21 protein-coding genes are annotated in these 25,868 nt (G+C 68.0%); 10 read left to right on the top strand and 11 right to left on the bottom strand.

Annotation, left to right across the window (positions count from 1 at the left end; genetic code table 11):
• Positions 1-50: 50 nt before the first annotated feature.
• The 3 genes from ileS to KW835_RS22060 all read left to right on the top strand — a co-directional run bounded on the left by ileS (position 51) and on the right by KW835_RS22060 (position 5,525).
• The gene (gene ileS / locus KW835_RS22050; protein ID WP_218386427.1) at positions 51-2,906 is read left to right on the top strand and encodes an isoleucine--tRNA ligase; all 2,856 of its coding nucleotides are present in this window, start codon (positions 51-53) and stop codon (positions 2,904-2,906) included.
• Positions 2,906-3,445, top strand: coding sequence for a signal peptidase II (lspA, locus tag KW835_RS22055; RefSeq protein ID WP_218386428.1), 540 nt, complete (start codon positions 2,906-2,908; stop codon positions 3,443-3,445). The genes ileS and lspA overlap by 1 nt, the downstream gene beginning before the upstream one ends.
• Positions 3,446-3,869: 424 nt before the next feature.
• Positions 3,870-5,525 carry a Na/Pi cotransporter family protein gene (locus tag KW835_RS22060; RefSeq protein ID WP_218386429.1) on the top strand — a complete coding sequence of 552 codons (1,656 nt, stop codon included), beginning with the start codon at positions 3,870-3,872 and terminating at the stop codon, positions 5,523-5,525.
• 28 nt (positions 5,526-5,553) lie between these two features.
• Here KW835_RS22060 and KW835_RS22065 read toward each other — a convergent pair whose 3' ends face one another.
• Positions 5,554-6,573, bottom strand: a complete 1,020-nt coding sequence (locus tag KW835_RS22065; RefSeq protein WP_218386430.1) for a bile acid:sodium symporter family protein — start codon at positions 6,571-6,573, stop codon at positions 5,554-5,556.
• Positions 6,574-6,718: 145 nt separating this feature from the next.
• Between KW835_RS22065 and KW835_RS22070 the strand changes: the two genes are divergently transcribed.
• Positions 6,719-7,621, top strand: coding sequence for a LysR family transcriptional regulator (locus KW835_RS22070; RefSeq protein WP_218386432.1), 903 nt, complete (start codon positions 6,719-6,721; stop codon positions 7,619-7,621).
• 41 nt (positions 7,622-7,662) lie between these two features.
• Here the strand turns inward: KW835_RS22070 and KW835_RS22075 are convergent, their stop codons facing one another.
• On the bottom strand, positions 7,663-8,583 hold the full coding sequence (locus KW835_RS22075) for a LysR family transcriptional regulator (protein ID WP_218386434.1): 921 nt from the start codon (positions 8,581-8,583) through the stop codon (positions 7,663-7,665).
• A 98-nt stretch (positions 8,584-8,681) separates the two neighbouring features.
• On the opposite strand from KW835_RS22075, the gene KW835_RS22080 reads away from it, so the two are divergent.
• A complete protein-coding gene (locus KW835_RS22080) occupies positions 8,682-9,725 on the top strand; it encodes an NAD(P)H-binding protein (protein WP_218386435.1) in 1,044 nt (347 codons plus the stop codon).
• Here the strand turns inward: KW835_RS22080 and KW835_RS22085 are convergent.
• Positions 9,679-10,512, bottom strand: coding sequence for an NUDIX domain-containing protein (locus KW835_RS22085; protein WP_218386436.1), 834 nt, complete (start codon positions 10,510-10,512; stop codon positions 9,679-9,681). The two genes, KW835_RS22080 and KW835_RS22085, sit on opposite strands and share 47 nt — an antisense overlap.
• Positions 10,509-11,492, bottom strand: coding sequence for a quinone oxidoreductase (locus tag KW835_RS22090; protein ID WP_218386438.1), 984 nt, complete (start codon positions 11,490-11,492; stop codon positions 10,509-10,511). Before KW835_RS22090 ends, KW835_RS22085 begins: the two co-directional genes overlap by 4 nt.
• 152 nt (positions 11,493-11,644) lie before the next feature.
• Here KW835_RS22090 and KW835_RS22095 point away from each other — a divergent pair, with 152 nt between their 5' ends.
• Complete coding sequence (locus KW835_RS22095) at positions 11,645-12,547, top strand: DMT family transporter (protein WP_218386439.1); 903 nt, start codon at positions 11,645-11,647, stop codon at positions 12,545-12,547.
• A gap of 68 nt (positions 12,548-12,615) precedes the next feature.
• On the opposite strand, the gene KW835_RS22100 is transcribed toward KW835_RS22095, so the two are convergent.
• The 3 genes from KW835_RS22100 to KW835_RS22110 all read right to left on the bottom strand — a co-directional run bounded on the left by KW835_RS22100 (position 12,616) and on the right by KW835_RS22110 (position 17,546).
• Positions 12,616-15,303 carry an EAL domain-containing protein gene (locus tag KW835_RS22100; protein WP_218386440.1) on the bottom strand — a complete coding sequence of 896 codons (2,688 nt, stop codon included), beginning with the start codon at positions 15,301-15,303 and terminating at the stop codon, positions 12,616-12,618.
• A gap of 97 nt (positions 15,304-15,400) precedes the next feature.
• Positions 15,401-16,513, bottom strand: coding sequence for a TRAP transporter substrate-binding protein (locus tag KW835_RS22105; protein WP_255593805.1), 1,113 nt, complete (start codon positions 16,511-16,513; stop codon positions 15,401-15,403).
• 208 nt (positions 16,514-16,721) lie between these two features.
• Positions 16,722-17,546 (bottom strand): SDR family oxidoreductase, encoded by an 825-nt coding sequence (locus KW835_RS22110; protein ID WP_218386441.1) that lies wholly within the window; start codon positions 17,544-17,546, stop codon positions 16,722-16,724.
• A gap of 66 nt (positions 17,547-17,612) precedes the next feature.
• Here KW835_RS22110 and KW835_RS22115 point away from each other — a divergent pair, with 66 nt between their 5' ends.
• Entirely contained in the window at positions 17,613-18,224 is a 612-nt protein-coding gene (locus tag KW835_RS22115) for an SH3 domain-containing protein (protein ID WP_218386442.1), read from the top strand.
• An 11-nt stretch (positions 18,225-18,235) separates the two neighbouring features.
• Positions 18,236-19,270 carry a M48 family metalloprotease gene (locus tag KW835_RS22120; protein ID WP_218386443.1) on the top strand — a complete coding sequence of 345 codons (1,035 nt, stop codon included), beginning with the start codon at positions 18,236-18,238 and terminating at the stop codon, positions 19,268-19,270.
• A gap of 45 nt (positions 19,271-19,315) precedes the next feature.
• Here KW835_RS22120 and KW835_RS22125 read toward each other — a convergent pair whose 3' ends face one another.
• The gene (locus KW835_RS22125) at positions 19,316-20,005 is read right to left on the bottom strand and encodes a long-chain N-acyl amino acid synthase (protein WP_218386444.1); all 690 of its coding nucleotides are present in this window, start codon (positions 20,003-20,005) and stop codon (positions 19,316-19,318) included.
• Positions 20,006-20,530: 525 nt separating this feature from the next.
• On the bottom strand, positions 20,531-21,781 hold the full coding sequence (gene lysA / locus KW835_RS22130; RefSeq protein WP_218386445.1) for a diaminopimelate decarboxylase: 1,251 nt from the start codon (positions 21,779-21,781) through the stop codon (positions 20,531-20,533).
• Between the two features lie 114 nt (positions 21,782-21,895).
• On the opposite strand from lysA, the gene KW835_RS22135 reads away from it, so the two are divergent.
• Positions 21,896-22,828 (top strand): LysR family transcriptional regulator, encoded by a 933-nt coding sequence (locus KW835_RS22135; protein WP_218386446.1) that lies wholly within the window; start codon positions 21,896-21,898, stop codon positions 22,826-22,828.
• 99 nt (positions 22,829-22,927) lie between these two features.
• On the opposite strand, the gene coaD is transcribed toward KW835_RS22135, so the two are convergent.
• Together coaD and KW835_RS22145 are read right to left on the bottom strand one after the other, a co-directional pair.
• The gene (coaD, locus tag KW835_RS22140; RefSeq protein ID WP_218386447.1) at positions 22,928-23,428 is read right to left on the bottom strand and encodes a pantetheine-phosphate adenylyltransferase; all 501 of its coding nucleotides are present in this window, start codon (positions 23,426-23,428) and stop codon (positions 22,928-22,930) included.
• A gap of 141 nt (positions 23,429-23,569) precedes the next feature.
• Entirely contained in the window at positions 23,570-24,772 is a 1,203-nt protein-coding gene (locus KW835_RS22145) for a helix-turn-helix transcriptional regulator (RefSeq protein ID WP_255593806.1), read from the bottom strand.
• Between the two features lie 221 nt (positions 24,773-24,993).
• Between KW835_RS22145 and KW835_RS22150 the strand changes: the two genes are divergently transcribed.
• The gene (locus KW835_RS22150) at positions 24,994-25,773 is read left to right on the top strand and encodes a DUF3667 domain-containing protein (protein WP_218386449.1); all 780 of its coding nucleotides are present in this window, start codon (positions 24,994-24,996) and stop codon (positions 25,771-25,773) included.
• Positions 25,774-25,868 lie beyond the last annotated feature (95 nt).

Below are 25,868 nucleotides of genomic sequence, written 5' to 3' on the forward strand. Positions count from 1 at the left end.
CCGCATTTGCTCCGGGCCTGCCCCGGAATGCCCCGTTTTAAGGCTCCCCCATGTCCGACAACGCCAGCCCCGAATCCACCGCACCGGATTACCGCAGCACCCTGAACCTGCCCGACACCCCGTTCCCCATGCGCGGCGACCTGCCCAAGCGCGAGCCGGGCTGGGTCAAGGAGTGGGACGAAAAGGGCATCTACAAGCGCCTGCGCGATGCGCGCCGGGGCGCGCCCAAGTTCATCCTGCACGACGGCCCGCCCTACGCCAACGGCCAGATCCACATGGGCCACGCGGTCAACAAGATCCTGAAGGACATGATCACCAAGGCGCGCCAGCTCGAAGGCTTCGACGCGCTGTACGTGCCCGGCTGGGACTGCCACGGCCTGCCCATCGAAAACGCCATCGAGAAGAAGCACGGCCGCAACCTGTCCCGCGACGACATGCAGGCCAAGAGCCGGGCGTTTGCCACCGAGCAGATCGCGCAGCAGATGGGCGACTTCCAGCGCCTGGGCGTGCTGGGCGAATGGGACAACCCCTACAAGACCATGAACTTCGCCAACGAGGCGGGCGAGATCCGAGCGTTCAAGCGCGTGATGGAGCGTGGCTTCGTGTACCGGGGATTGAAGCCCGTGTACTGGTGCTTCGACTGCGGCAGTTCGCTGGCCGAGTTCGAGATCGAATACGCCGACAAGAAGAGCACCACGCTTGATGTGGCATTCAAGGCCCATGAACCGGCGAAGCTGGCGGCGGCCTTCGGCCTGCCCGCGCTGACGAAAGACGCCTTCGTGGTGATCTGGACCACCACCGCCTGGACCATCCCCGCCAACCAGGCGCTCAACCTGAACCCCGAGATCACCTACGCGCTGGTGGATGCCGGCGAGCGCCTGCTGCTCGTGGCCGAGCCGCTGGTGGCCTCGTGCCTGGAGCGCTACGGCCTGACCGGCCAGGTGCTGGCCACCACCGCCGGCAAGAACCTGGGCGGCCTGGATTTCGAGCACCCGCTGTACGACGTCGATGCCGGCTACCGCCGCCTCTCGCCCGTGTACCTGGCCGACTACGCCACGGCCGACGACGGCACCGGTATCGTTCACTCCTCGCCCGCCTACGGGCTGGAGGATTTCAACTCCTGCGTATCGCACGGCCTGGCCCTGGACGACATCCTGAACCCCGTGCAGGGCAACGGCACCTATGCGCCCGACTTCCCGCTGTTCGGCGGCCAGCACATCTGGAAGGCCGTGCCCGTCATCATCGAGGCGCTGCGCAATGCCGGCCGCCTGATGGCCACCAAGGAGATCACGCACAGCTACCCGCACTGCTGGCGCCACAAGACGCCGGTGATCTACCGCGCCGCGGCGCAGTGGTTCATCCGCATGGACGAAGGCGAAGGCGTGTTCACCAAGGCCGGCGAAAAGCCCGCCAAGACGCTGCGCCAGATCGCGCTGGACGCCATCGAGCACACCAGCTTCTACCCCGAGAACGGCAAGACCCGCCTGCACGACATGATCGCCAACCGGCCCGACTGGTGCATCTCGCGCCAGCGCAGCTGGGGCGTGCCCATCCCCTTCTTCCTGCACAAGGACTCGGGCGAGCTGCACCCGCGCACCATGGAGATCATGGACCAGGCGGCAACAATAGTCGAGAAGGGCGGCATCGAGGCCTGGAGCCGCGTGACGCCCGAGGAGATCCTGGGCGCCGAGGACGCCGTCTGCTACACCAAGAGCACCGACATCCTGGAAGTGTGGTTCGACTCCGGCTCCACCTTCTTTCACGTGCTGCGCGGCACACACCCCGATGTGCACCACGACAGCGGCCCCGAGGCCGACCTGTACCTGGAAGGCCATGACCAGCACCGCGGCTGGTTCCACAGCTCGCTGCTGCTGGCGAGCGCCCTGGAAGGCCGTGCGCCCTACAAGGGCCTGCTGACCCACGGCTTCACCGTGGACAGCCAGGGCCGCAAGATGAGCAAGTCGCTGGGCAACGGCATCGACCCGCAGGAGATCAACAAGAAGCTGGGCGCCGAGATCATCCGCCTGTGGGTGGCCGCGAGCGACTACTCGGGCGACATCGCAGGCGACGAGAAGATCCTTGCGCGCGTGGTCGACGCCTACCGCCGCATCCGCAACACGCTGCGCTTCTTGCTGGCCAACGTGAGCGACTTCGACCCGGCCAAGGATGCCGTGCCTTTCGACCAGATGCTGGAGATCGACCGCTATGCGCTCACGCGCGCGGCCGAGTTCCAGGCCACCGTGCTCGCGCACTACAAGGTCTACGAGTTCCACCCCGTGGTGGCCAAGCTGCAGCTGTACTGCTCCGAAGACCTGGGCGGCTTCTACCTGGATGTGCTCAAGGACCGCCTGTACACCACGGCACCCAAGAGCCTGGCGCGCCGCAGCGCGCAGACCGCGCTCTACCAGATCACGCACGCCATGCTGCGCTGGATGGCGCCGTTCCTCTCGTTCACGGCCGAAGAGGCTTGGAAGGTGTTCGGCTCGTCCGACTCCATCTTCCTGGAAACCTACGGATCCATCGCCGGTGCCGACGAAGGCCTGCTGGCCAAGTGGAGCCGCCTGCGCGAGATCCGCGACGTGGTGAACAAGGAGATCGAGGCCCTGCGCGCGGGCGGCCAGGTGGGCTCGTCCCTGCAGGCCAACGTGGTGCTGACGGCAGCCCCCGAGGACCACGCGCTCTTGGCCAGCCTGGGCGACGACCTGAAGTTTGTGTTCATCACCTCTGCTATCGAATTGGTAGCTGGCAGCGCTTTGCAGATAAGCGTCAAGCCCAGCTCCGATGCCAAGTGCGAGCGCTGCTGGCACTACCGCGGCGATGTGGGCCAGGATGCGGCGCACCCCACCATCTGCGGCCGTTGCACCAGCAACCTGTACGGCACGGGCGAGAACCGGAGGCACGCGTGATGGCGCGCGGCACCTCCCCCTCGAGGCGCTCGGGCCCCAGCATCTGGCCCTGGCTGGCCTGGGCCGTGTTCCTGCTGGTGGCCGACCAGATCACCAAGACCCTCATCCTGGACAACTACCGGCTGGGGGACTCCACCTTCATCACCGGCTTCTTCAACATCGTGCGGGCGCACAACACCGGGGCGGCGTTCTCGTTCCTGGCGGATGCGGGGGGCTGGCAGCGCTGGCTGTTCACCGGCATCGGCGTGGCGGCGACGATCTTCATCGTGTGGCAGCTGCGCGCACACCCGGGGCAGAAGCTGTTTTGCTTCTCGCTGGCCAGCATCCTGGGCGGCGCAGTGGGCAATGTGGTCGACCGGCTGATGCACGGCTACGTGGTGGACTTCCTGGACTTTCACTGGGACTTCCTGTCGGGCATGTTCCCTGGCGGCCACTTTCCGGCGTTCAACCTGGCCGACACGGCCATCAGCGTCGGGGCAGCCTGCCTGATCCTGGACGAGCTGCTGCGGATGCGGCGCGAGCGGGCGCACGCACGCTGACAGCGCGCGCCGCCACCGGACTGCGCACCGCGCATTCGCTCCCGGCCCGCCCCGTGCGGGCCGTTTCCTTTTGGGGCTTGCCATTGCAGTCTGTTGCCGTCCCCGCCACGGCTGCCCGCCCGTACCCCTGGCGCAACATGGGCATCCCCCCACGCTATGGAATCAGGAGTATGCTTATGTGTCAGTTTTGTGACAAAGGCCGGCGCGTGCAAGGATTTGTGCCCGCCTGCCCCGGAAGTCGCGCAGCCCGGCACCGCAGACCTGCACCTGTCTGCCACCGCCTCCGGGCACAAAAATGTAAACGTCGCCCTCTGAACAACCGTTCAGATACCACGTGACATGCACCTTGTGTCCTCAGCGGGCCGGGGGCATGCTGTTTGCGAGCGCAACCAACAAGAAGAAGAAAAGAAACGACGGTCTTTCGATGAAGCATCTTTTGAATCTGCTGGCAGCCGTGTCGCTGCTGATCTGGGGCACCCACCTGGTGCGCACCGGCATCCTGAGCGTGTTCGGCGCCAACCTGCGCCAGTTGATCGCCCACAGCGTGAGCAGCCGGTTCACCGCCGTGCTCTCGGGCATCGGGGTGACGGCCGTCGTGCAGTCGAGCACCGCCACGGCGCTCATCGTGTCCTCGTTCGTGGGCCAGGGGCTGGTCAGCCTGCCTGCGGCGCTGGCCGTGATGCTGGGCGCCGACGTGGGCACCAGCGTGATGGCGGTGGTGTTCTCCATGGACCTGTCCTGGCTCTCGCCGCTTTTGATCTTCGTCGGCGTGGTGCTGTTCACCGCGCGCAAGGGCACCGCCGTGGGCCGCGTGGGGCGGGTGCTGATCGGCCTGGGGCTGATGCTGCTGGCGCTGCGCCTGATCACCGAATCGACCACCGTGCTCACCCAGTCGCCCACGGTACGCACCCTGCTGGGGGCGCTCACCAGCGACCTGCTGCTGGAGATCTTCACCGGCGCGCTGCTGGCCATCGTCGCGTACTCCAGCCTTGCCACCGTGCTGCTCACCGCGGCGCTTGCCGGCTCGGGCGGCATCCCGCCCGACGTGGCGCTGGGGCTGGTGCTGGGAGCCAACCTGGGCAGCGGCGTGCTGGCGGTGCTGACCACCATGAAAGCCAACGTGCAGACGCGCCAGGTGCCGCTGGGCAACCTGTTCTTCAAGATCATCGGCGTGGTCATCATGACGCCGCTCACCGGCCTGTGGCTGGAGCATGTGCGGCCCTACGTGCCCGAAATCGCTTCGCTGGTCGTACTGTTCCACCTGGCTTTCAACCTGGTGGTGGGCATTGTCTGCATCAGTCTCACGGGCACCGTGGCGCGCACCGTGCAGCGCCTGCTGCCGCAGGAAAAGGCCGAGGCCGCCGCCGGCGCGCGGCCCCAGCATCTGGACCCGTCCGCGCTGGCCACGCCGTCGCTCGCCATCTCCTGCGCCGCGCGCGAGGCCCTGCACCAGGCCGACGTGGTCGAGTCCATGCTGCTCGGGCTGCACAAGGTGATCCGCACAGACGACATCAAGCTGGCCGAAGAGCTGCGCAAGCTCGACGACGAGGTGGACGGACTGTACTCGGCCATCAAGTACTACATGACCAAGATCTCGCGCGAGGCGCTGGATGAGCGAGAGGGCCGGCGCTGGGCGGACATTATCAGCTTCACCATCAACATGGAGCAGATCGGCGACATCATCGAGCGCGTGCTCATCGACATCGAGGACAAGAAGATCAAGAAGGGTCGGCGCTTCTCCGAAGCCGGCATGGAAGAGATCAACGAGCTGCACGCTCGCCTGATCGACAACCTGCGGCTGGCGATGAGCGTGTTCCTCAACGGCAGCGTGCGCGACGCGCAGAAGCTGCTGGAAGAAAAAGCACGCTTTCGCGACCTGGAACACGCCTACTCGGCCACCCACCTCGCACGCCTGTCGGACAACACGGTGCAGAGCATCGAGACCAGTTCGCTGCACATCGACCTGATCAGCGAGCTCAAGCGCATCAACTCGCTGCTGTGCTCGGTGGCCTACCCCATTCTCGAATCCGCAGGGGCGCTGGCACCCAGCCGCCTGCGCGCGCTGAACGACCAGGCCTGAGCCAAAAAAGGCCTGCAACGCTCTCCCATCAAGCGCTGACAGCTACGTTTTCAGTAGCATCATTCGGCTGCACACTGCGCCGAGCATAGCGCTGGGCCAGCACGGCGCACACCATCAGCTGCATCTGATGGAACACCATCAGCGGCAGCACGATGGCCCCCACGGCGTGCGATGCGAACAGCACCTTGGCCATGGGCACGCCGCTGGCCAGGCTCTTCTTGGAGCCGCAGAACACCAGCGTGATCTCATCCTCGGTCGAAAAGCCCATGCGCCGCGCAGTCCAGGTGGTCAGGCCCAGCGCCAGGGCCAGCAGCACCGCGCACACCACCACCAGGCCCAGCAGCGCGGGCAGGGGCAGCTGCCGCCACAGCCCCTGCACCACCGCAGCGCTGAACGCGGTGTACACCACCAGCAGGATGGAGCCCTGGTCCACATACTTGAGCACCGCCGCCCGGCGCTGCACAAAACCGCCGATCCAGGGCCGCAGCAGGTGGCCGGCCACGAAAGGCACGAGCAACTGCAGCATGATGCGGCCGATGTTGGCCAATGTGCCCTGCTGCGCCGCCGCACCGTGCGCCTGGGCCTCGGGCAGCAGCAGCCCTACCAGCATCGGCGTGATCACGATGCCCAGCAGCGTGGAGGCCGACGCGCTGCAGATGGCCGCCGGCATGTTCCCCCGCGCCACGGCGGTGAACGCAATGGCCGACTGCACCGTGGCCGGCAGCACGCACAGGTAGAGCACGCCCGTATACAGCTGCGGTGTGACCAGCGGCAGCAGCACCGGCCGCAGCGCCCAGCCCAGCAGCGGGAAGAGCACGAACGTGCTGCCCACCACCATCAGGTGCAGCCGCCAGTGCGACAGCCCCGCCACGATCGCATCGCGCGAGAGCTTGGCGCCGTGCAGGAAGAACAGCAGCGCGACCGCCGCCAAGGTAGCCCCCTCCAAGAACTGGGCCGCAGCCCCTGACGCGGGCAGCAGGCTTGCCAGGGCCACCGTGCCGAGCAGGGCGAGCGTGAAGTTGTCGGGGAGAAATCGGGAACGGGCCATGGAACACCACCAAAAAAGCAGAACAAGCAGATCCGGCCCGGTAACCCCTGCCCAGGCGGGCAGAACATCGGGCGGTTCGGCTATTGGAAAGGTGGCAGATTGAAAAGAGAAATGGATTTCTCTGATGGATTTATGATTCATGCGCATGAATGTCACCCTGCGTCAACTGCATGTCTTCCAGTCCGTGGCCACGACACGCAACTTCAGCCGCACCGGCGACGCCGTGGGCCTCACGCAGCCGGCCGTGAGCCGGTCCATCACCGAACTGGAAGGCCAGCTGGGCCTGCAGCTGCTCAACCGCACCACCCGCGAGGTCACGCTGACAGCCGCCGGCCAGCGCCTGGCGGCCCGCCTGCCCCGGGTGCTGGAGGAGCTGGAGAGCACCTTGCAGGATGTGCAGGACATGGCCACCGAACGGCGCGGGCGCGTGCGCGTGGCCAGCAGCCCCACCCTGTCGGCCAACCTCCTGCCCGACTGCATCGCACAGGCCCAGGTGCGCCTGCCGGGGCTGGAGCTGGTGCTGCTGGACCGCATGCAGAGCGCGGTGCTGGCCAGCGTGCTGTCGGGCGAGGTGGACTTTGGCGTGGTGATCGACCCTGGCGAGCGCGACGCGCTGCACTGCGAGAGCATCCTGACCGAGCCGTTCTGCCTGGCATGCCTGCCCGGCCACCGCCTCGCCCGCAAGCGCCAGGTGCGCTGGAGCGACCTGCAGGGCGAGCCCCTGGTGCTGCTGGACCACGACTCCGGCAGCCGCCGCCTGATCGACCGCGCCCTGGCCGAACACGGCGTGGCCCACACCGTGGCGCAGGAAGTGGGCCACCCCACCACCATCTTCCGCATGCTCGACGCGGGCCTGGGCATCTCGGTCATCCCCACGCTGGCCCTGCCCCCGGAAGGCCTGGCCCGCCTGGCCGTGCGCCCGCTGGTGCCGCGCGTGGACCGCGAGGTGATGCTGGTGCACCGCCGCAACCGCGCGCTGTCGCCCATCGCGCAGGCCGCGTGGGATCTGGTGAAGGCGGTGGCGGCGCAACGCACGGGCGCCGGGTAGCCGTGGCCACCCCGGCGGGTCACAGCCCCGTCATGGCCCCGTCACTGCCCCGCGGAGGCGGCGCCGTCGATGTACTGCTGCAGCCCCCGCGCCAGCGCCTCGAAAGTGCGCTGGCAGCGCGGGCTGCTGCGCAGGTCTTCGTGCATCACCACCCAGGTCTGCAGCCCTACCGCGAACTGCGGCCCCAGCACGCGCAGCAGCTCGGGCGCGCGCCGCGCCAGCGCCACCTGGCACACACCGATGCCGCACCCCGCCCGCACCAGGGCCAGTTGCGCCAGGTCGCTGTCGCTGCGCAAGGCAAACGACTCGCGGCGCCAGGCTGGCACGGCCTTGCGGGCTGTGCGCAGGAACGGGGTTTCTTCGTCGAACCCGATGAGGCGGTGGTGCTGCAGGTCCGCCAGCGATGCAGGCATGCCGTGCGCCTGCAGGTAGCGGGAATGCGCGTAAAGCCCGATGTCCACCACGCCCACGCGCCGGGCGATCAGCGCCTCCTGGCGCGGCTCGGTCATGCGGATGGCGATGTCAGCCTCGCGGTGCAGCAGGTCCTGCACGCGGTTGCTCAGTACCAGCTCGATGCGCAGTGCCGGGTGGTCGGCCTGCAGTTGCGCCAGGATGGGGGGCAGCACCTCCACGCCGATCACCTCGCTGGCCGTCACGCGCACCGTGCCGCGCACACCGTCGCCGTGGCCGCTGGCAGCCCGCACCAGGGCGGCCGCCGAATGGCCCATGGCCTCGGCGTGCGGCTGCAGCGCAAGGGCCGCCTCCGTGGGCAGCAGGCCTTGCTGCGACCGGGTGAACAGCGTGAGGCCCAGCGCTTGCTCCAGCGCGGCGACATGGCGGCCCACCGTGGGTTGGGTCACGCCCAGTGCGCGGGCCGCGCCGGAGAGCGAGCCCTCGCGCAACACACCGAGGTAGGAGCGGTACAGCTCCCAGCCAACCGGATCATGGGATGCTTGAGTCATACATAAATGTATAGCCTCGCACCTGTTTTCAGTAATTTCATTTTGCCGACACCCCGCGCACACTGCCCTGCATCGCAACAGTTTCGAGGAGTGGTCTGATGGCACACGGCAACAAGGTTCTGGTTCTGGGCGCCACGGGCGGCATCGGTGGCGAGGTGGCGCGACAGTTGCGCGGCGCGGGCTGGCAGGTGGTGGCGCTGCACCGCAGTGCACCGCATGCGGGCGAGCAGCGTGACGGCATGGCGTGGCGGCGCGGCGACGCCATGCGCCCCGAGGACGTGCTGGCCGCCGCCGAGGGCTGCGCCGTGATCGTGCACGCCGTCAACCCGCCGGGCTACCGGCGCTGGGGCGAGCTGGTGCTGCCCATGATCGACAACACCATCGCCGCCGCCACCGCCGTGGGCGCTTCGGTGGTGCTGCCCGGCACGGTCTACAACTACGGGCCCGATGCGTTTCCGGTACTGCGTGAAGACGCGCCGCAACGCCCCCTGACCCGCAAGGGCGCCGTGCGTGTGGAACTGGAACGGCGACTGCAACAGGCCACCGTGCCGCACCCGCTGACGCCTGCGACCTGCCGCGTGATCATCGTGCGTGCGGGCGACTACTTCGGGCCGCAGGTGGGCAACAGCTGGTTCGCGCAGGGCCTGGTCAAGCCCGGCAGGCCCGTCGCCATGGTCTCGCTGCCAGGCAATGCCGGCGTGGGCCACCAGTGGTCCTACCTGCCCGACGTGGCGCGCACCATGGTGCAGCTGATCGAGCGACGTGCCGACCTGCCGGGGTTCGCCCCGTTCCACATGGCCGGGCACTGGGACGCGGACGGCCAGCAGATGGCCGGCGCGATCCGCCGCGCCGTGGTGACCAGCGGCGGCGCGCAGCCCGCTGTGCGTGCGTTTCCATGGTGGCTGGTCGCGCTGGCTTCGCCGTTCGTGGCCACCTTGCGCGAACTGCGCGAGATGCGCTACCTGTGGCGCGAGCCCGTGCGCATGGCCAACGACAAGCTGCGGGCCGTCCTGGGCACCGAGCCCCACACGCCGCTCGACGAGGCCGTGCGGACCACGCTGCTGGGGCTGGGCTGCCTGCCCACGGATCCATCCGTCAAAGCCCCAGAAACCCCGCAATCACCAGCCCGGCTTCCAGCGTGAAAAGGCCTTGCGCCACCTGATCGCGCACGGCATCGGTCGGCAACAGGTCGAACCGCTCGACCTCGCCGTCCTGGTTGCAGGGCTGCATGCCTTCGGGCACCTCGGCGCGAAACCAGTCGATGCGCTCGAGCATGTAGCCCGCGCCACCGCCTTCGCGGCTGGGGCGGCTGAAGTCGACATGGCCGCCGTGCCGCAGGGCCGTGAGCGCCCCTACCCGCAGTCCCGCCTCTTCCCAGGTTTCACGCGCGAGCGCCTCGGGCAGCGTGTCGGCGGCCGACACCATGCCACCCATCAGCGTGTCCCACAGGCCGGGGTTGTTGGGCTTGGTCATGGAGCGCTTTTGCACCCACATGCGACCATCAGGCGCCAGGCCCACCAGGTGGACCGCGCGGGTGGTGATGCCCAGCACGCGCACGGCGCCGCGCTCCACCGTGCCCACGACCTGGCCCGCCGGGTTGCACACAGCCAGTTGCTCGTCGCGCCAGGGGCCGCACAGCCCCGCGTCGCGCACAGCCGCCGCCAGCGTGTTGAGCGCATCGGTCGTGGCATCGGCAGGCACATCGAGGCACCATGCCATGGCACCCGAATGCTCCTTATTTGATAGCTTATAGCGCTTATCCAGCAAGCGCTGGTGGCTGATCTGGTTCAAAAATCCTTCCGCCAGCGACCCCACCACCTGCCCCGCCGCCACCAACGGCTGGCGGGGCTGCGCAGGCGGGCGCCGGGCGGACTGCCGCGCGCCCGCCACCCAGGCCTCGAACGACAGGTTCTGCACAACAGCGCTCACAGCGTGAGGATGGTGCAGCCAGTGGTCTTGCGGGCTTCGAGGTCGCGGTGCGCCTGCTGCACATCGGCCAGCGGGTAGCGCTGGTCGATGTGGATCTTGACCTGGCCGCTGGCCACCACCGCGAACAGGTCGTCGGCCATGGCCTGCGTGCTCTCGCGCGTGGCGATGTGGGTGAACAGCGTCTGGCGCGTGACGTAGAGCGAGCCCTTGGCACCGAGGGAGCCGGGCGCGAACGCCGGTGCGGGGCCCGAGGCATTGCCGAAACTGGCCATCAGGCCGAAGGGCCGCAGGCAGTCGAGGGACTTGTCCCACGTATCCTTGCCCACCGAGTCGTAGACTACCTTCACGCCCTTGCCGCCGGTGATCTCCTTCACGCGGGCCGCGAAATCCTCTTGTTGATAGTTGATGGCGTGCGCCGCGCCGTTGGCCAGGGCCAGCTGGCATTTCGCGTCGGAGCCTGCCGTGCCGATGAGCTGCAGGCCCAGCGCCTTGGCCCACTGGCTGGCGATCAGGCCCACCCCACCCGCAGCAGCGTGGAACAGCACATGGTCGCCGGGCTGCAGGCCTTCCACCGGCAGCGTTTTCTTGAGCAGGTACTGTGCTGTCAGGCCCTTGAGCATCATGGCCGCGCCGGTCTCGAAGCTGATGGCGTCGGGCAGCTTGCACACCGTCTTGGCGGGCATCACGCGCACTTCGCAGTAGCTGCCGGGCGGCTGGCTGGCATAGGCCGCTCGGTCGCCCGCCTTCAGGTGCGTGACGCCCTCGCCCACCGCCTCGACCACACCGGCGCCTTCCATGCCGATGCCCGCAGGCATCTTCAGCGGGTACAGGCCCGTGCGGTGGTACACGTCGATGAAGTTCAGGCCGATGGCGTGGTGGCGGATGCGGATCTCGCCGGGGCCGGGCGCGCCCACGGTGACATCGGCCAGGTGGAGTTCTTCGGGACCGCCGTGCTGGCGGATCTGGACGGCAAGGCTCATGGACTGGGTCTCCTGGAATGGGGGATGCAAAACAACGGCGGCCATCCTGCCACGAATCCCGTCCCCTTGCCGCCCGCGGGCAACCGCCATTCGCCAAGGACTTTGGCACACCGGGCAGCACTGCCGGCAGCGCACCGTTACAGTGCAGCCCCATGACACAAAAACTGACGCCCGGCACGGCGGCGATGCTGGTGATTCCGCCGATGCTGTGGGCCGGCAATGCCGTGGTGGGACGGCTAGTGCACGAGCTGATTTCGCCCATCGCCCTGAACTTCATCCGCTGGGTCCTGGCCTTCGGCGTACTGCTGCCGCTGGCGCACGGCGTGCTGCGCAAGGACAGCCCGCTGTGGCCACATTGGCGCCGCTATGCGCTGCTGGGGCTGCTGGGCATCGGCCTGTACAACGCGTTCCAGTACATGGCGCTGCAGACCTCCACCCCCATCAACGTGACGCTGGTGGGCTCCAGCATGCCGGTATGGATGCTGGCCGTGGGCAGCCTGTTCTTCGGCGTGCGCGTGACGCAGCGCCAGTTGCTGGGCGCGCTGCTGTCGATCTGCGGCGTGCTGCTGGTGCTCAGCCGGGGGGAATGGGCGCAGTTGCTGGCCTTCCGCCTCGTGCCAGGGGACCTGTTCATGATGCTGGCCACCATCTCATGGGCGTTCTACAGCTGGCTGCTCTCGCGCACCACCGAGCCCACCCGCATTCGTGGCGACTGGGCTGCTTTCCTGATGGCGCAGATGGTGTTCGGCCTGGCGTGGTCCGGCAGCTTTGCGGGCGTGGAGTGGGCCACGGGCCACTTTCACGCGACATGGGGCTGGCCGCTGGTGGCCGCGCTGGTGTTCATCGCGGTGGGGCCCGCCGTGCTGGCCTACCGCTTCTGGGGAGTGGGTGTGCAGCGCGCAGGGCCTGCGGTTGCGGGCTTCTTCGTGAACCTCACGCCGCTGTTCGCCGGCATCCTGTCCGCCGCGTTCCTGGGAGAGACTCCGCAACTCTTTCACGGCGTGGCGTTCGCGCTGATCGTGGGCGGGATCGTCGTCTCTTCCAGAAAGGCCTAGCGCGCGGCCGCCGACGCTGCACGGGCCCCTTCGACACCGGCAGCAAGGCAGCTGCCGAACCAGGCATGCTATGAGCGAGCCTCCGGCGAGGCAGCGTCTTCTTCGCCCGCTGCCGTGCGCAGCAAGGCCTCCAACGTGGCCACCGGCCCCGGCATGCCCAGCAGATAGCCCTGGAACAGCTGGCAGCCGTACTCGGCCAGCACGGCCTTCTGCGCCGGTGTCTCCACGCCTTCTGCGATCACGTCCAGCTCCAGGTTGCGGGCCATGCCGATGATGGTCTGCACGATGACGTCGTCGGTATGCCGCACCCCGAGGTTGTGCACGAACGACTGGTCGATCTTGAGCTGGTCGAGCGGCAGCCGCGTGAGGTAGGCGAGCGACGAGTAGCCCGTGCCGAAGTCGTCCACCGAAAAGCGCACGCCCTTGGTCTTGAGCAGGCCCATCTTGGCCACCGTGTCGTCCACGTTGTCGAGCACCAGCGACTCGGTGAGCTCCAGCTTGAGCAGGTGGGGCCGCGCGCCGGTCTCGCGCAGCACCTCGACCACGCGGGCCACGAAGTCGCGCTGGCGGAATTGCCGTGCGCTCACGTTGACGGACAGCTGCACGTGCCGGTAGCGGGCGTCGTTCTGCCACTGTGCCAGTTGCTCGCACGCGGTGCGCAGTACCCAGTGGCCCATGGGCACGATGAGCTCGCTCTCTTCGGCCACGCTGATGAAGGCACCGGGCGCGACCAGGCCACGCTCGGGGTGCTGCCAGCGGATCAAGGCTTCGGCGCCGACGATGCGGCCGTCCAGATGGAACTGGGGCTGGTAGTGCAAGACGAACTGGCGTCCCGTCAGCGCCAGTTGAAGGTCGCTTTCGAGTTGCGCGCGCACGCTGATCGCGATCTGCATCTGAGGGTCGAAGAAGCACAGCGCGTTGCGGCCCTGTGACTTGACCTGGTACATGGCAATGTCCGCCTGCTTGAGCAGATCGACCGATGGCTGCAGCGTGCCGCCCATCAGGGTGGCGCCGATGCTGGGGGTGCTGTGGTGGGTGTGCCCGTTCAGCGAATACGGCACGTTGAGCTTGCGCAGGATCTTCTGGCCAACGCGGCGGGCGTACGCGGCGGCCTCTTCGCTGTGCAGCGACAGCTCGTGCAGCATGACCACGAACTCGTCGCCCCCCAGCCGCGCCACGGTGTCCTCGCGGCGCACGCAGGTCTTCAGACGCTCGGCCACCTGGCGCAGCAGCATGTCGCCCACTTCGTGCCCCAGGGTGTCGTTCAGCGTCTTGAAGTGGTCCAGGTCCAGGAACAGCAGCGCGCCGTATTGCCCGCTGCGCACGCTGGCAGCGATCACCTGCTGCATGCGGTCCATCAGCAGGCGGCGGTTGGGCAGGTTGGTCAGCGGGTCGTAGAACGCCAGGCTCTCGATCTCGGCGCTCGCGCGGCGCAGGGCCGTCACGTCGTGGTAGGTGATCACGAGCCCACCTTCGGGCGTGGGGCGCTCGGTGATCTGGATGGTGCGGCCGTTGGGCAGCACCTGCTCGTGCGGCTCCAGGTGCTGGTTTTGCTTGAGAAGGCGCTGCTCCACCCAGCGCATGCGCTCATCATCGCTGGCACGCGGCATATGGTGCCTGGAGGTTTCCTCCATCACGCGGCGAAAGGGCACCGTGGGCGCCATCACGGTGCGCATCCACGGGAAGATCTCTTCGAACCGGCTGTTCCACTGCACCACTCGGTTCTGTGCATCGAGCAGCAGAAATCCGCTCACCATGGACTCGAGCGCCTGGTCGAGCGTGGCCTTGGACTGCGCGATGGCGATCCGCGCCTGCGACAGCCGGTCCAGATACCGCAGCGCCAGCCAGCCGGCGGCCAGGATCATGGCGGCGAACAGCATGCCCGTGAGCCCGATCGCGGTGCTCTGCTGGCGCCACCCAGACAGCGCATCGCTGCGCGGCACGCTCGCCGAGATGCGCAGGTCCTGGTACAGGATGGGCCTGTAGACCACGAACGCAGGCTCACCACTGAGGCGGGCCGGCGCGCTCCAGGACGGCCCGTCAAGCGCCGCTTCCGCCAGCGGCGGGCTGAGTGTGGGCGCCACGTTTTCCTCGCGGTGGGGCACGCTCAGCAGCAGCTGCCCGCCCGCGCGCTCCAGCGTCACCTGCAGGCCGCTGATGTCCACGCCCTGGACCAGCACCGAGCTGAGCGCGCTCACCGGCAGCTCGGCAATGGCGATCACGCGCGCGCTATCGGCCATGCGCAAGTGGCGCGCGAAGTACAGCACGCGCTCGGCCGTCGCAAAGCTCACGACCGGCGGGCTGATCATCAAGGTGGAGACCGGCTGCTGGAGCACCGATTCAAGGAAACCGGCGGGCAATTGCACCGCCAGCGCGCTGCCAGAGGCGTCGGACGAGGCGATGATCTTGCCCTGGGCATCGAGCAGCGCCACGTACCGCACCATGAGGTTCTGCCGCGCAGAGCTGCGCAGCCGCTGGCTCGCGGACTCCGGATCGATCCAGTCGCTCATCGCGCCCGAGAGGCCCAGCAGTTCATCCAGGCTCGCCAGCAGCACATCGACGGAGAGCAGCGAGCGGTTGAGCGCCGCTTCGGCCCCTGCCACGAACCGTGTGGCCTGCGCCGCGTTGTCGTCCAGCGCCACCTTGCGGGCGTTCCACACCAGCGCTGCAGACACGGCAGCCACCGCCAGCATGAACACCGCCACTGCGGCCCAGACGAAGGCCTTGATACGAAGCGGGGTGGTGGACTCGCTCATTCAGTGCATGCGCCGGCAACGCGGATGCAGTCTTGCCGCGGGCGCCTTGGCCGGGGTGTGCGGCCTGTCGCCGTTGTCCTTGCGCGTGGGTTGCTCGTCATGGCTTTGCAGGCACCGCCGTCAGGCCCCGCACTGGACCGATGGTCTGGTTCCAGACCTGGGCGCACCGCGCGCCACAGCGCTGCACCCATCGCGGCAGCACGGTGGAGGCCAGTATCTCCTGCCGGCTGCGCTCGTCCTGCGGTGACACGGGCACCACCACCATGCTGCCCTTGCGGCCGCCCACGCAGGCAGGGGCACCACGGTTGCACGCCATGCCGTTCGAGGTTTCACGCTCGGACTCGTCCCAGATGGCGGCCTCCAGCCGCGGCAGCTCACGCCGCAACAGCGCCCGCAGGTCTGGCGGCAGGGCCTCCCAGGCGGCCTGATTGGCACCGAAGATCGCCAGGCCCCAGGTCACCGGCAGCGCATGCACATGCGAGGTGACAGTGGGCAGGCCCAGTGTGTTGCCGGACATGGTGCCGGTGATCGCGCACTCGGTGTTTCCGGCCGTGAGGCTGGGCATGATCTGCGCAAAGCCCGTCAGCACCGGCACGCCGCCCAGGGCGCCGACGAAATCGGCCTGCGTGGACGATGACACGCGCGTGCGCCGCCCCGCCAGGTCGGCCAGCGTGCGCAGCGGCTTCTTGCAGAACACCACCTGCGCCGGGTAGACATACACCGCCAGCGCCTCCACGCCGTGCTGGTCACGCAGGGCTTTTTCCAGGTAGGGGCGGAATGCGGTCAGCGTGGACTTGAGCGTGGCGATGTCCGGGTTCAGGCCCGCCAGGTCCGGGGCGGTGTACTCGGGATACTGGGCGGTGAAGGAGCTCATGAGCGTGGTGCCGAAAGGCACGACCCCCAGCTGCAGCAGGCGCAGCATCTCCGCGCCCGGAACACCCGCCCGGTCAAACGGCACGATCTCGGCCTCGAACCGCCCACCGCTCAGGCGCGAGAGCTCCTTGCTCCAGAAGGGCTCCTCCTGCCGCGTGTACTGGTTGATGCCCGCCAGGCCGCCGACGATGCGCAGGCGGTAGGGCGCCACCGCGCTGGCGCCACCCGGAGCCGCAGGGCTTTGCGCCTCGGCCTGGGGCAGGCAGCACAGCGCGGCCAATGCAAGACTGGCGAACGCAGGGCGAAGACGATGGGTCAGGAAGGGCCTTGAGTACATGGCAACGGGTAGGCCGACATTTTTCACCAAGTTTTTCCACCTAGCGAAAAGATTGTCGGCAAAAAGCCACGAAGACAACAGGTGCTGCCGCGGCCCTGTTTTGTTTATATCAACCCAACGGTGTACCTGACCACAGAAGAACCCCCACTGCCGACAGGACTGGCTGCACCCGCAGCACTGGGCCACGAATCACCAGCCGCGGCACGGGTCAGAAGGTGCCGGGGTAGGCGCCGCCGTCAGCCAGCACGTTCTGGCCGGTCATATAGCCTGCCTGCTGGCTGCACAGGAAGGCACAGATGGCGCCGAACTCCTGCGCCGTGCCGTAGCGCCCGGCAGGGATCTGTGCCTGCTGCGCGGTCCGCAATTCGTCCACGCTCCTGCCGGCCTTGGTGGCGGCGGCGTTCACGGTGGCCGCGAGCCGGTCGGTGTCGAACTTGCCCGGCAGCAGGTTGTTGATGGTCACGCCCCGCGCCGCGATCTTGCTGCGCGAGACCCCCGCCACGAAGCCCGTGAGCCCGCTGCGCGCGCCGTTGGACAGGCCCAGGATGTCGATGGGCGCCTTCACCGCGCTGGAGGTGATGTTGACGATGCGGCCAAATCCCCGGGCCGCCATGCCGTCCACCGTGGCCTGGATGAGTTCGATGGGCGTGAGCATGTTGGCATCCACCGCCTTGATCCAGGCGTCGCGGTTCCAGTCGCGGAAGTCGCCCGTCGGGGGCCCGCCGGCATTCGTCACCACGATGTCGAAATCCCGGCCGGGCCCGCCCGCCACAGAAAACACGGCCTCGCGCCCCTCGGGCGTGGTGATGTCCGCAGCCACGGCCAATACCTTGGGAGCGTCTTTGCCCCTACCGCCGGCTGCACGGCCGCCTTCCGCTATCAATTGAGTAGCAGCGTGCGCCAGTGCATCGCCGTTGCGCGCATTGATGACCACGTTCACCCCTTCCTGAACCAGCGCCAGCGCGCTGCCGTAGCCCAAGCCCTTGCTCGCGCCGCACACCAGTGCCCATTTGCCTGCAATACCCAAATCCATAACAATCTCCTGTTCTGACGCTGCGACTGCAGCATGACCGAATCATCATAAATTGGGGAGTTGAAGATGGACTGGCTGCATCGCGGAGCCCTTGCCGCTGGGCTGGCATTGGCCGCAATGGCGTTCACGGCCGGTGCCGTGCACGCGCAGGAAGCTGCCGTGGTCAAGCGCGCCACGCAATTGCGCGACTCCCCCGCCGACACCGGCGCCAGCGTGGCGCCGCTGGACGCCAACACGGTCGTCACGCGCAGCAACGAGCGCAAGGGCGCGTGGACCAAGGTCAGCACCCCGCAGGGCGCCACGGGCTGGGTGCACATGTTCGATCTCGGGCCGCAGTCCGGCTCGGCCACCGCCAGCAACAATTCGGCCACCAGCGGCCTGCGCGGCGTGGGCAGCATCTTCGGCGGCAGCAGCGGCCCCACCACCACGGCCACATCGACCGTCGGTATCCGAGGCCTGGGTGCAGAAGACATCGCCAATGCTCAGCCCAACCCAGCTGCCGTCGGTCAGGCGGAAGCGTTGCGGGTGAATGCGGACCAGGCACGCCAGTTCGCGTCCAACGCCGCGCTGCAGCCGCGCACGGTGCCAACGCTTGCGGCGCCCGCCCGCCCGACCTCGGGAGGGGGAGCCAGCGGCTCGTCGTCCAACCCGTCCGACCCCAATTTCAGCCCCAACTGAGGACCGCACCGATGCGATCACCGAACTTCATGAAGCCTCAGCGGCTGGCTGCGGCGTGTGCCGCCCTGGCCTTGTGCCTGCTGCCTGCCGCAGGGCACAGCCAGAACGTGATGAACCTGCTCAACTCGCTGGGCGGCGGCAGCAGCAACAGCAGTGCAGGCGGCCTGCTGGGCGCCGTGACCGGCGGCGGCAATGCGGCACGTGGCGATGACCTCGTCAGCCTGCTGACCCGCTCGGTAGAGAGCATCGACGAGCCCCGCGAGATCGAGATCGGCCGTCAGCTGGCCGCCGTGCTGCTGGGCAGCAAGCCACTGCATCCGGACATGGCGCTGCAGCGCTATGTGAACCAGCTCGGTCGCTGGATCAGCCTGCAATCGGAGCGCCCCAACCTGCCCTGGACATTCGTCGTGCTGGACGACGCCGGCTACAACGCCTTCGCCGCGCCCGGCGGCTATGTGTTCGTTACCAAGGGGCTCATCGACCGCTGCGCGGACGAAGCCGAGCTGGCCGGCATCCTCGCGCACGAGATCACGCACGTGACCGCCAAGCACCACTTGCACGCAATGCGCAAGACCGCGCAGTCGGGCATGTTCACGCAGCTCGTGGCGTCGCAGATCAAGACCAACGCCGTGGGCAACCTGGTGGCGTCCCAAGTGCTGGCACTCGGTCGCAACCTGTACGCACGCGGCCTGGACCAGGCCGACGAGTACGATGCCGACCGCACCGGGGTGGCACTGGCCACCCGCGCGGGCTTCGACCCCTACGGCCTGGTGGCGGTGCTGCAGCAGCTGCGCACAGCCACGCCCGACAACCCCATGTTCACACTGGCCCTGGCAACCCACCCGCCTGCACAGGCACGCCTTGAGCAGCTGGAGCTGGCCATGGGCAAGAACCTGGAGAGTTTTGCCGGCGGCGCCCCAATGACTGTGGCCCAGCGTGTTCACCCCAAACCCGCCGCTGCCGCTGCACCCGTTGCCGCGCCTGCAGCCCCGGCGGCGGCGCCAGCGCGCAAACCCGCGCCGCCGCCCAAGAAGAAAACATCCTGACCGGGCGCCCGCCAGGCAAGGCCACGCGCAGCCCGGCAGCTTGCGTCACGGATTGACAGACAGCCTGCGCAGCAGCCCCTCTTCATCGTCCGGGTGGAAGAAGTAGGGGTAGAAGCTGCGCTCCTCCTTCGACATGGCAGGCCTGCCGCCAAACTGGTCGATGAGCCGGCGCGCTTTCTCCGCGCTCATGTGCAGCAGCACCGCAGGCGCCCCCACGCGCTGGCAGATGCGCTCGGGCCCGAGCTGGTCGAAGCGCAGCATGCGCTGGTAAAACGGTGCATGGCGCGGATTCACCTCGACGATGATGTCCGTGGCCCTGCGGGCGCGGAAGGCCACGATGCACCCGATGTGGAAGATCGCGCCCAGCACCTGCTTGGAGCGCACACCGGGGTCCATGGCCAGCTTGCCGATCTCGCAGATGCGGGCACCGCGCTCGCGCATGGCCTGGACGTATTCGGGGTACTGCTCCTCAGCTCCCAGATGGCCATCGTCCATGTGCACCGACAGCGTCCCCTGGGCCTGCCCGTCGATCTGCACCACGATGCTGCTCAGGTCGCAGTCATGCGACAGCGTGGCCTGCATGTGATAGCCCCGGCTGGCGTACATGCGGGCAAGCAATCCTTGCCCCTTGCGAGACAGGCGGATCTTGCAGGTCTTGGTTTCGACAGCGCCCAGACGGCTCAGATACTCCCCAGGGTAGGCGAGCTCGACGATGGTGTGTCCTTCGGCATGCATAGGCGGCCTCCGTGGGCGCAGAGCCAGTCCAAAGGCGGTGTGGACAGGCTCCAGGGGCTGGCCATGTGCAATGCGCGTGAAGGCTCAAGGCCAGTCCTGTGGGTGGTTGAGGCTGTCAGCTTACCGGCATGCACAGAAGATGTCGTGACAGGATTTGTGCAGCGCGACGAACGGCAGCCTGCCGTGCGCGAGCGGTGGGAGGCGCGCGCCAAGGTGTTGTTCACTGGACCATGAAAAACGCCGCAGCGCGCTGCGAAAGAGCGCTCTGCGGCGAATGAGTTGCCCTGCGGGGGCGGCTGGATCAGAAAACGCCAAGCAGCATGAGCAGCAGAACAACAGACAGTGGGACGCCGAGAAGCCAGGCAATGATGGGCATGATGAACTCCTTGATAAGGGGGGTGAAGTGCTGAGGTGTTTCCACCTTATCGCTGCACTGTCAGCCCCTCTGTGCGCCAGCACTGCGCGTGCGCGTAGTCCCGTGCCTACCGGGTGTCGGCCCCACGCCCACCCCGGAGCAGCCCGCCATCAAAGGCCCAGTTCGAGCGCCAGCAGTTCGTCCACGGTCTGGCGGCGGCGGATCAGGCGGGCCTGGCCGGCGTCCACCAGCACTTCCCCGATCAGCGGGCGCGTGTTGTAGTTGGAGGACATCGATGCGCCATAGGCGCCCGTGTCGTGGATCACGAGCAGGTCGCCCACCTCGGCCGCAGGCAGATCGCGCGGCAGCACCACGCCGCCGTCGCCCTGGGTGAACACATCGCCCGATTCGCACAGCGGACCGGCCACCACCGTCGGTTGCGCAGCGGCAGCAGCGGCGGAGCCGTCGCGGCGCAGCAGCTCCATGGCGTGGAAGCTGCCGTACATCGACGGGCGCATGAGTTCATTGAAGCCCGTGTCCACCAGCACGAATCGGTTGGTGCCCGCATTCTTGGCGGCACGCACCTCGCCCAGCAGCACGCCGGATTCGGCCACCAGATAGCGACCCGGCTCGATCTCCAGGCCCAGCTTGTGGCCCACCACCGCTTCGGCCTGCTGGCGGGCCGCGTCCCACAGGCCGTGGTAATGCTGCGTGTCCACCACCGGGTCGCCGCTGCGGTACGGAATGGACAGGCCGCCACCGGCGGAGATGGCGTGCAGGTCGTGCCCCGCCGCATGCGTGGTGCGCACCAGGTTGACCATCGCGCCGCAGACCTCGGCCAGGTGGCTGTAGTCCACGCCGGAGCCGATGTGCATGTGCAGCCCCACGAGCTTGAGGCCATGCTGCGCGATGGCCGCCAGGGCGGCTGGCAGGTCGGTGTGCCAGATGCCGTGCTTGCTGTGCTCGCCGCCCGTGTTCGTCTTGTTGCTGTGACCGTGGCCGAAGCCCGGGTTGATGCGCAGCCAGACGCCATGGCCGGGCGAGCGGCGGCCCAGCTGGTGCAGCATGTCGATGGAACCGGCATTGACCGGCACGCCGTGTTCGACCACGCAGTCAAGCGTGGCCGCGTCGAACAGGTCGGCCGTGAACACGATCTCGGACGGCTCGCCGCCAGCCACATAGCCCGCCGCCAGCGCACGCAGGATCTCGCCACGCGAGACGGCGTCCACCTTCACGCCCTGCTCGCGCATGAGGCGAAGGATGTGGATGTTGGAGCAGGCCTTCTGCGCAAAGCGCACAGTCTCGAAGTTGGACACCTGGGCGATGCGCTGGCGGATAGTGGCCGCGTCATACACCCACAGGGGGGTGCCGAACTGGTCGGCCAGGGCCCACAGCTGGGCGGGGGAAAAGGGGTTGGACATGGGAAGGACTCCGGCTCGTGGCGGCAATGACAAGCCCAGCATGATGCCTCCCACAGAGTATTTGATCAAATACCAAAATTTCCGCCAACCATTCACATTCGATATGCTTCAGACATGCAATCCATCCCGGCCTCGCGCATCACCCACCGGCACATCGAAGTCTTCCGTGCCGTGATGACGGCAGGCAGCGCCACGGGCGCGGCCGACCTGTTGCACAGCTCGCAACCGACCGTGAGCCGGGAGCTGGCCCGGCTCGAGTCGCTGCTGGGCTACGCGCTATTCGAGCGTGTGCAGGGCCGCCTGCGCGCCAATGCCCGCGCGCTGGTGCTGTGGGACGAAGTGCAGCGGTCCTGGCAGGGGCTCGAGCGGGTGGTGGACCGTGCCGTCACCCTGGGGCGCGACGGGGCGGTGCAGCTGTCGGTGCTGTGCCTGCCCGCGCTGGCGCATGCCCTGCTGCCCGGCGCTGCCGGGCGCCTTCTCAGGGCCCGCCCCCAGACGCAGTTGTCGGTCACCCCGCAGGAGTCGCCGCTGCTGGAAGAGTGGATGAGCGCCCAGCGCTTCGACGTGGGCCTGTCCGAACAGACCACCGCGCCGCCGGGCACGCGGGCCGAGGTGTTGCTCACGCTGGACGAGGTCGCGGTCGTGCCTGCCGGCCACGCGCTCGCGCAGCGCTCCGTACTTTTGCCGCAGGACTTCGCCGGACAGCCGTTTGTGAGCCTCTCCGCGGACGACCCCTATCGCCGCCAGATCGATGCATGCTTTGAGCAAGCCGGCGTGTCACGCCCCCTGCGGGTGGAGACCCACAGTGCCGCCGCCGTCTGCGCCATGGTGCAGCACGGCCTGGGCGTCGCCATCGTGAACCCGCTCACCGCCTTGGCCGAGGCCGATGAGCGCCTGGTGCTGCGCCGGCTGGCCTTTTCCATCCCGTTCAGCGTGGCTGCACTGCTGCCGCTGTACCGCCCGCCGCTGCCGGAAGTGGCACCCATGCTGCAGGCCCTGCGCGAGGAAGCGGCCTCGGTCACCGCCCGGCTAATGCTACCTATTTGATAGCTGAACGCGCCCTGCCATAGGACCCTGGCGATCGATTTGATGAATTCCTAACGCCTGGACCGCATTGTGCGGCCCCGGTACACCGGCCAAAGCCGCTCAGGGAGGCGTGAGCGACCTCACCTTCACCGCCAGCCGCTCCTGCACCGAGGGCGAGACGAACTTGACCACCTCGCCGCCCAGCACGGCGATCTCGCGCACGAAGGTGCTGCTGATGAACTGGTACTTGTCGCTGGGCGTCAGAAACACCGTTTCCACCTGGGGCATGAGGCTGCGGTTCATGCCCGCCAGCTGGAACTCGTAGTCGAAGTCGGTCACGGCGCGCAGGCCGCGCACCATGGCCTTGCCGCCGCGTGCCACCACGAAGTCGCGCAGCAGGCCCGAGAAGGCCTCCACCTGCACCTGCGGGTAGTTCTTGACGGCTTCCTTGACCATGTCGATCCGCTCTTCCAGCGAGAACAGGGTTTTCTTGTGGTGGCCCGCCGCCACCGCGACGATCACACGCTCGAACAACTGGGTGGCCCTGCGCACCACGTCTTCATGACCCAGGGTGATGGGGTCGAAGGTTCCGGGGTATACGGCGAGCACGTTCTGGGCCATGGCTGGTTGTCTCCTGTCTGGCGAATGACGTTGGCCCCGGCCCTGGGGAGCCTAGCTCCCTGCGGCCTGCCGGGCCGCGTGCGCGCATTATGCAGTGCAGTGCAACATGGAAGGCGGGGCGCCTTCTTGGGCCAGGGCCGGTCAGGCCAGCGGCTGGCCGCCGGGCGCCAGCAGCATCAGGCGCGCCACCAGCGCCACCAGATCCTGCTGGCGGGCGGTGCGGGTCTTGAACAGCAGCGCGCTCAGTTGCGTGCGCACCGTCGTGATGCGCACCCCGCGTGCGTCGGCAAAGTCCTGCGGGGTCTGCCCGCGCATCAGCGCCAGCAGCAGGTCGGCTTCCGCAGGGCTCAGGCGGTAGGCCTGCCGCGCCAGGGCCACCGCGGCATCGCAGCCCAGGCTGCGCTCCATCACCACCCAGGCCACGCCGGGGGACTGGTGCAGCATGCCCAGCGAGGCCAGGTCGCTCAGCGACAGCGCGACCAGCAGCAGCCCGCCGTCCAGCTCCACGCAGCCGCTGCGCCCCTGCAGCGACTGCATGAAGAGCGCGCGCAGCCCGGGCTCCGACGTGCTCGCCAGCACCGACCCCCGCTGCAGCGTGTGCAGCAGGCTGCCCCGCCCAGCCCCCGCCCACAGCGCCCGCACACGGGCGTTGGCATGCAGCAGCCTGCCGGCGGTATCGAAGAACAGGATGCCCATGGGCATCTGCTCCATCAGCGCCTCCATGCCGCGCGTGCGGGCGCGCAGCGCCACCATCTCGCGGTGCAGGTAGGCGGCGCGCTGCACGGTGGAGAACTCCGCTTCGAAGCGGGTGACCTCCTCGCGCGTGAAGCCTTCGTCGTCGCCATGGCGAAACACCGACATGAACAGATTGCCCACCGGGCTCGATGCCCCCTGGCTGCCGCCGAACATCCGGGTGCCAATGCCGTACTGGCGCAGGAAGTCGTTATAGATTTCGGTACTGCGAAATCCGCGCGCGGCTTGCTCCGGCGCATCGGTCGCCACCCACACGCCCGAGAGCCCCAGGCGCGCGCGCCGCGCCATGGCGTCGTCCCACAGCGGGTCGTTCAGCCGGTAGTGGGTGGCATAGCGCTGCGCCGCCTCCGGGGTCACGCCCATGGCCAGCAGCGCCGGCGCGCCGTCGCTCGACGGGGACTGCAGCCAGTAGTCCACATGCGGGTGTTCGGCGAACTGCGCACCCCACTGCGCCAGTTGATCCAGGCCGCTGGCCAGGAACGCGCCCCCCAACAGGTCGGCGCGAAAGCTCGCCGCATAGCCGGCCAGCGCCTGGCTGAACCGCTCGCCGTCGGCCACGGATCCCATCAGTTCGCCCAAGGCAGGGTTCAAGAGAAGTCCTTTCGGGAAAGGGGCGGATGGTAGGCACGCGCCGCCGGGGCGTCATCGTTCAGGTGAACGACGTGCCGCCTTTCGCGCAAGCCTGTGCGGAACATTGTCCTCCAGACGGTGGGCGGGCTGCCTGGCGGCGGGCTCATCATTCACCTGAACGATGCCAAGTGCGGGCTGTCCGCCCTACCATGCGCGGCCCTTGTTGTCCTGCCGGCCAGTTCGTGACACACACCACCTCCGACGCGCTTTTCGACACCCCAGAGTGCCTGAACTGCTCCACCCTGCTCACAGGCCCCTACTGCGCGCAGTGCGGCCAGAAGAAAGCCACCCGCATGGGCGCGGCCACGGTGCGCAAGGAGGCCTGGGCGCGCTTTCGCTGGTTCGAATGGGACGTTATCCGCAACGCACTGCGGGTGCTGCCGCAGCCCGGCACGCTGGCGCGCGAATACGTGCTGGGGCAGCGCAAGGACCATCCGCACCCGCTCACGCTGCTGTGCCTGGCCATCGGACTGCTGCTGATCGTGCTGGGCCACACCGACTACCTCAAGCCCCAGTTTCCGAGCGAAGCCGCTGCCAGCATGTACGCCCTGGTCAGCGCCTATTCGAAGTGGTCGTTCTCGCTGGGCGCGGCGGCGGCATTCGCCAGCGCCTGGCTGCTGTTTCGCGGCCGCCTGGGCTACAACGCGACCGAACTGCTCACGCTGGCGCTGTACTGCCAGGCCGTGTTCATCGCACTGCAGATGGCCAACCAGCTGCCGCTGGTACTGGCCCACTCCGCGGGCCTGCTCAAGTGGCACAAGCAGTGGTCGCCCTGGTACATGACCGCATTGCAGTCGCTGGCCTTCATGGTGGCGCTGCGGCAGTTCTACCTGCTCGATGCGCGCCGCGACGGCTTGCGGCTGCTGCTGGCCGGCGCCCTGTTCGCCCTGCTCAAGTGGCAGGCCACGGCGCTCTACGCCCGGGGCGTGGTGGAGTTCGTGCTGTGGCAGATGGGCATGTAGAACCCCCACCCGCGCGGCCGGGAACCCGTTCCGGCGCCGCATATGCGCGCGGAATGTGTGCGGAATGTGTGAAAAGTCCGTCACATCATTCACCT

This window comes from Acidovorax sp. sic0104 (assembly GCF_019219095.1).
Classification (GTDB): Bacteria; Pseudomonadota; Gammaproteobacteria; order Burkholderiales; family Burkholderiaceae_C; genus Acidovorax.

Coding starts and splice junctions, on each gene's coding strand:
- KW835_RS22060 (WP_218386429.1), top strand. CDS start 3,870: ATGAAGCATCTTTTGAATCTGCTGGCAGCCGTGTCGCTGCTGATCTGG.
- KW835_RS22075 (WP_218386434.1), bottom strand. CDS start 8,583: ATGACTCAAGCATCCCATGATCCGGTTGGCTGGGAGCTGTACCGCTCC.
- KW835_RS22105 (WP_255593805.1), bottom strand. CDS start 16,513: ATGTACTCAAGGCCCTTCCTGACCCATCGTCTTCGCCCTGCGTTCGCC.
- KW835_RS22090 (WP_218386438.1), bottom strand. CDS start 11,492: ATGAGCCTTGCCGTCCAGATCCGCCAGCACGGCGGTCCCGAAGAACTC.
- KW835_RS22070 (WP_218386432.1), top strand. CDS start 6,719: ATGAATGTCACCCTGCGTCAACTGCATGTCTTCCAGTCCGTGGCCACG.
- KW835_RS22125 (WP_218386444.1), bottom strand. CDS start 20,005: ATGCATGCCGAAGGACACACCATCGTCGAGCTCGCCTACCCTGGGGAG.
- KW835_RS22100 (WP_218386440.1), bottom strand. CDS start 15,303: ATGAGCGAGTCCACCACCCCGCTTCGTATCAAGGCCTTCGTCTGGGCC.
- ileS (WP_218386427.1), top strand. CDS start 51: ATGTCCGACAACGCCAGCCCCGAATCCACCGCACCGGATTACCGCAGC.
- KW835_RS22120 (WP_218386443.1), top strand. CDS start 18,236: ATGCGATCACCGAACTTCATGAAGCCTCAGCGGCTGGCTGCGGCGTGT.
- KW835_RS22110 (WP_218386441.1), bottom strand. CDS start 17,546: ATGGATTTGGGTATTGCAGGCAAATGGGCACTGGTGTGCGGCGCGAGC.
- coaD (WP_218386447.1), bottom strand. CDS start 23,428: ATGGCCCAGAACGTGCTCGCCGTATACCCCGGAACCTTCGACCCCATC.
- KW835_RS22095 (WP_218386439.1), top strand. CDS start 11,645: ATGACACAAAAACTGACGCCCGGCACGGCGGCGATGCTGGTGATTCCG.
- KW835_RS22065 (WP_218386430.1), bottom strand. CDS start 6,573: ATGGCCCGTTCCCGATTTCTCCCCGACAACTTCACGCTCGCCCTGCTC.
- lspA (WP_218386428.1), top strand. CDS start 2,906: ATGGCGCGCGGCACCTCCCCCTCGAGGCGCTCGGGCCCCAGCATCTGG.
- lysA (WP_218386445.1), bottom strand. CDS start 21,781: ATGTCCAACCCCTTTTCCCCCGCCCAGCTGTGGGCCCTGGCCGACCAG.
- KW835_RS22135 (WP_218386446.1), top strand. CDS start 21,896: ATGCAATCCATCCCGGCCTCGCGCATCACCCACCGGCACATCGAAGTC.
- KW835_RS22115 (WP_218386442.1), top strand. CDS start 17,613: ATGGACTGGCTGCATCGCGGAGCCCTTGCCGCTGGGCTGGCATTGGCC.
- KW835_RS22080 (WP_218386435.1), top strand. CDS start 8,682: ATGGCACACGGCAACAAGGTTCTGGTTCTGGGCGCCACGGGCGGCATC.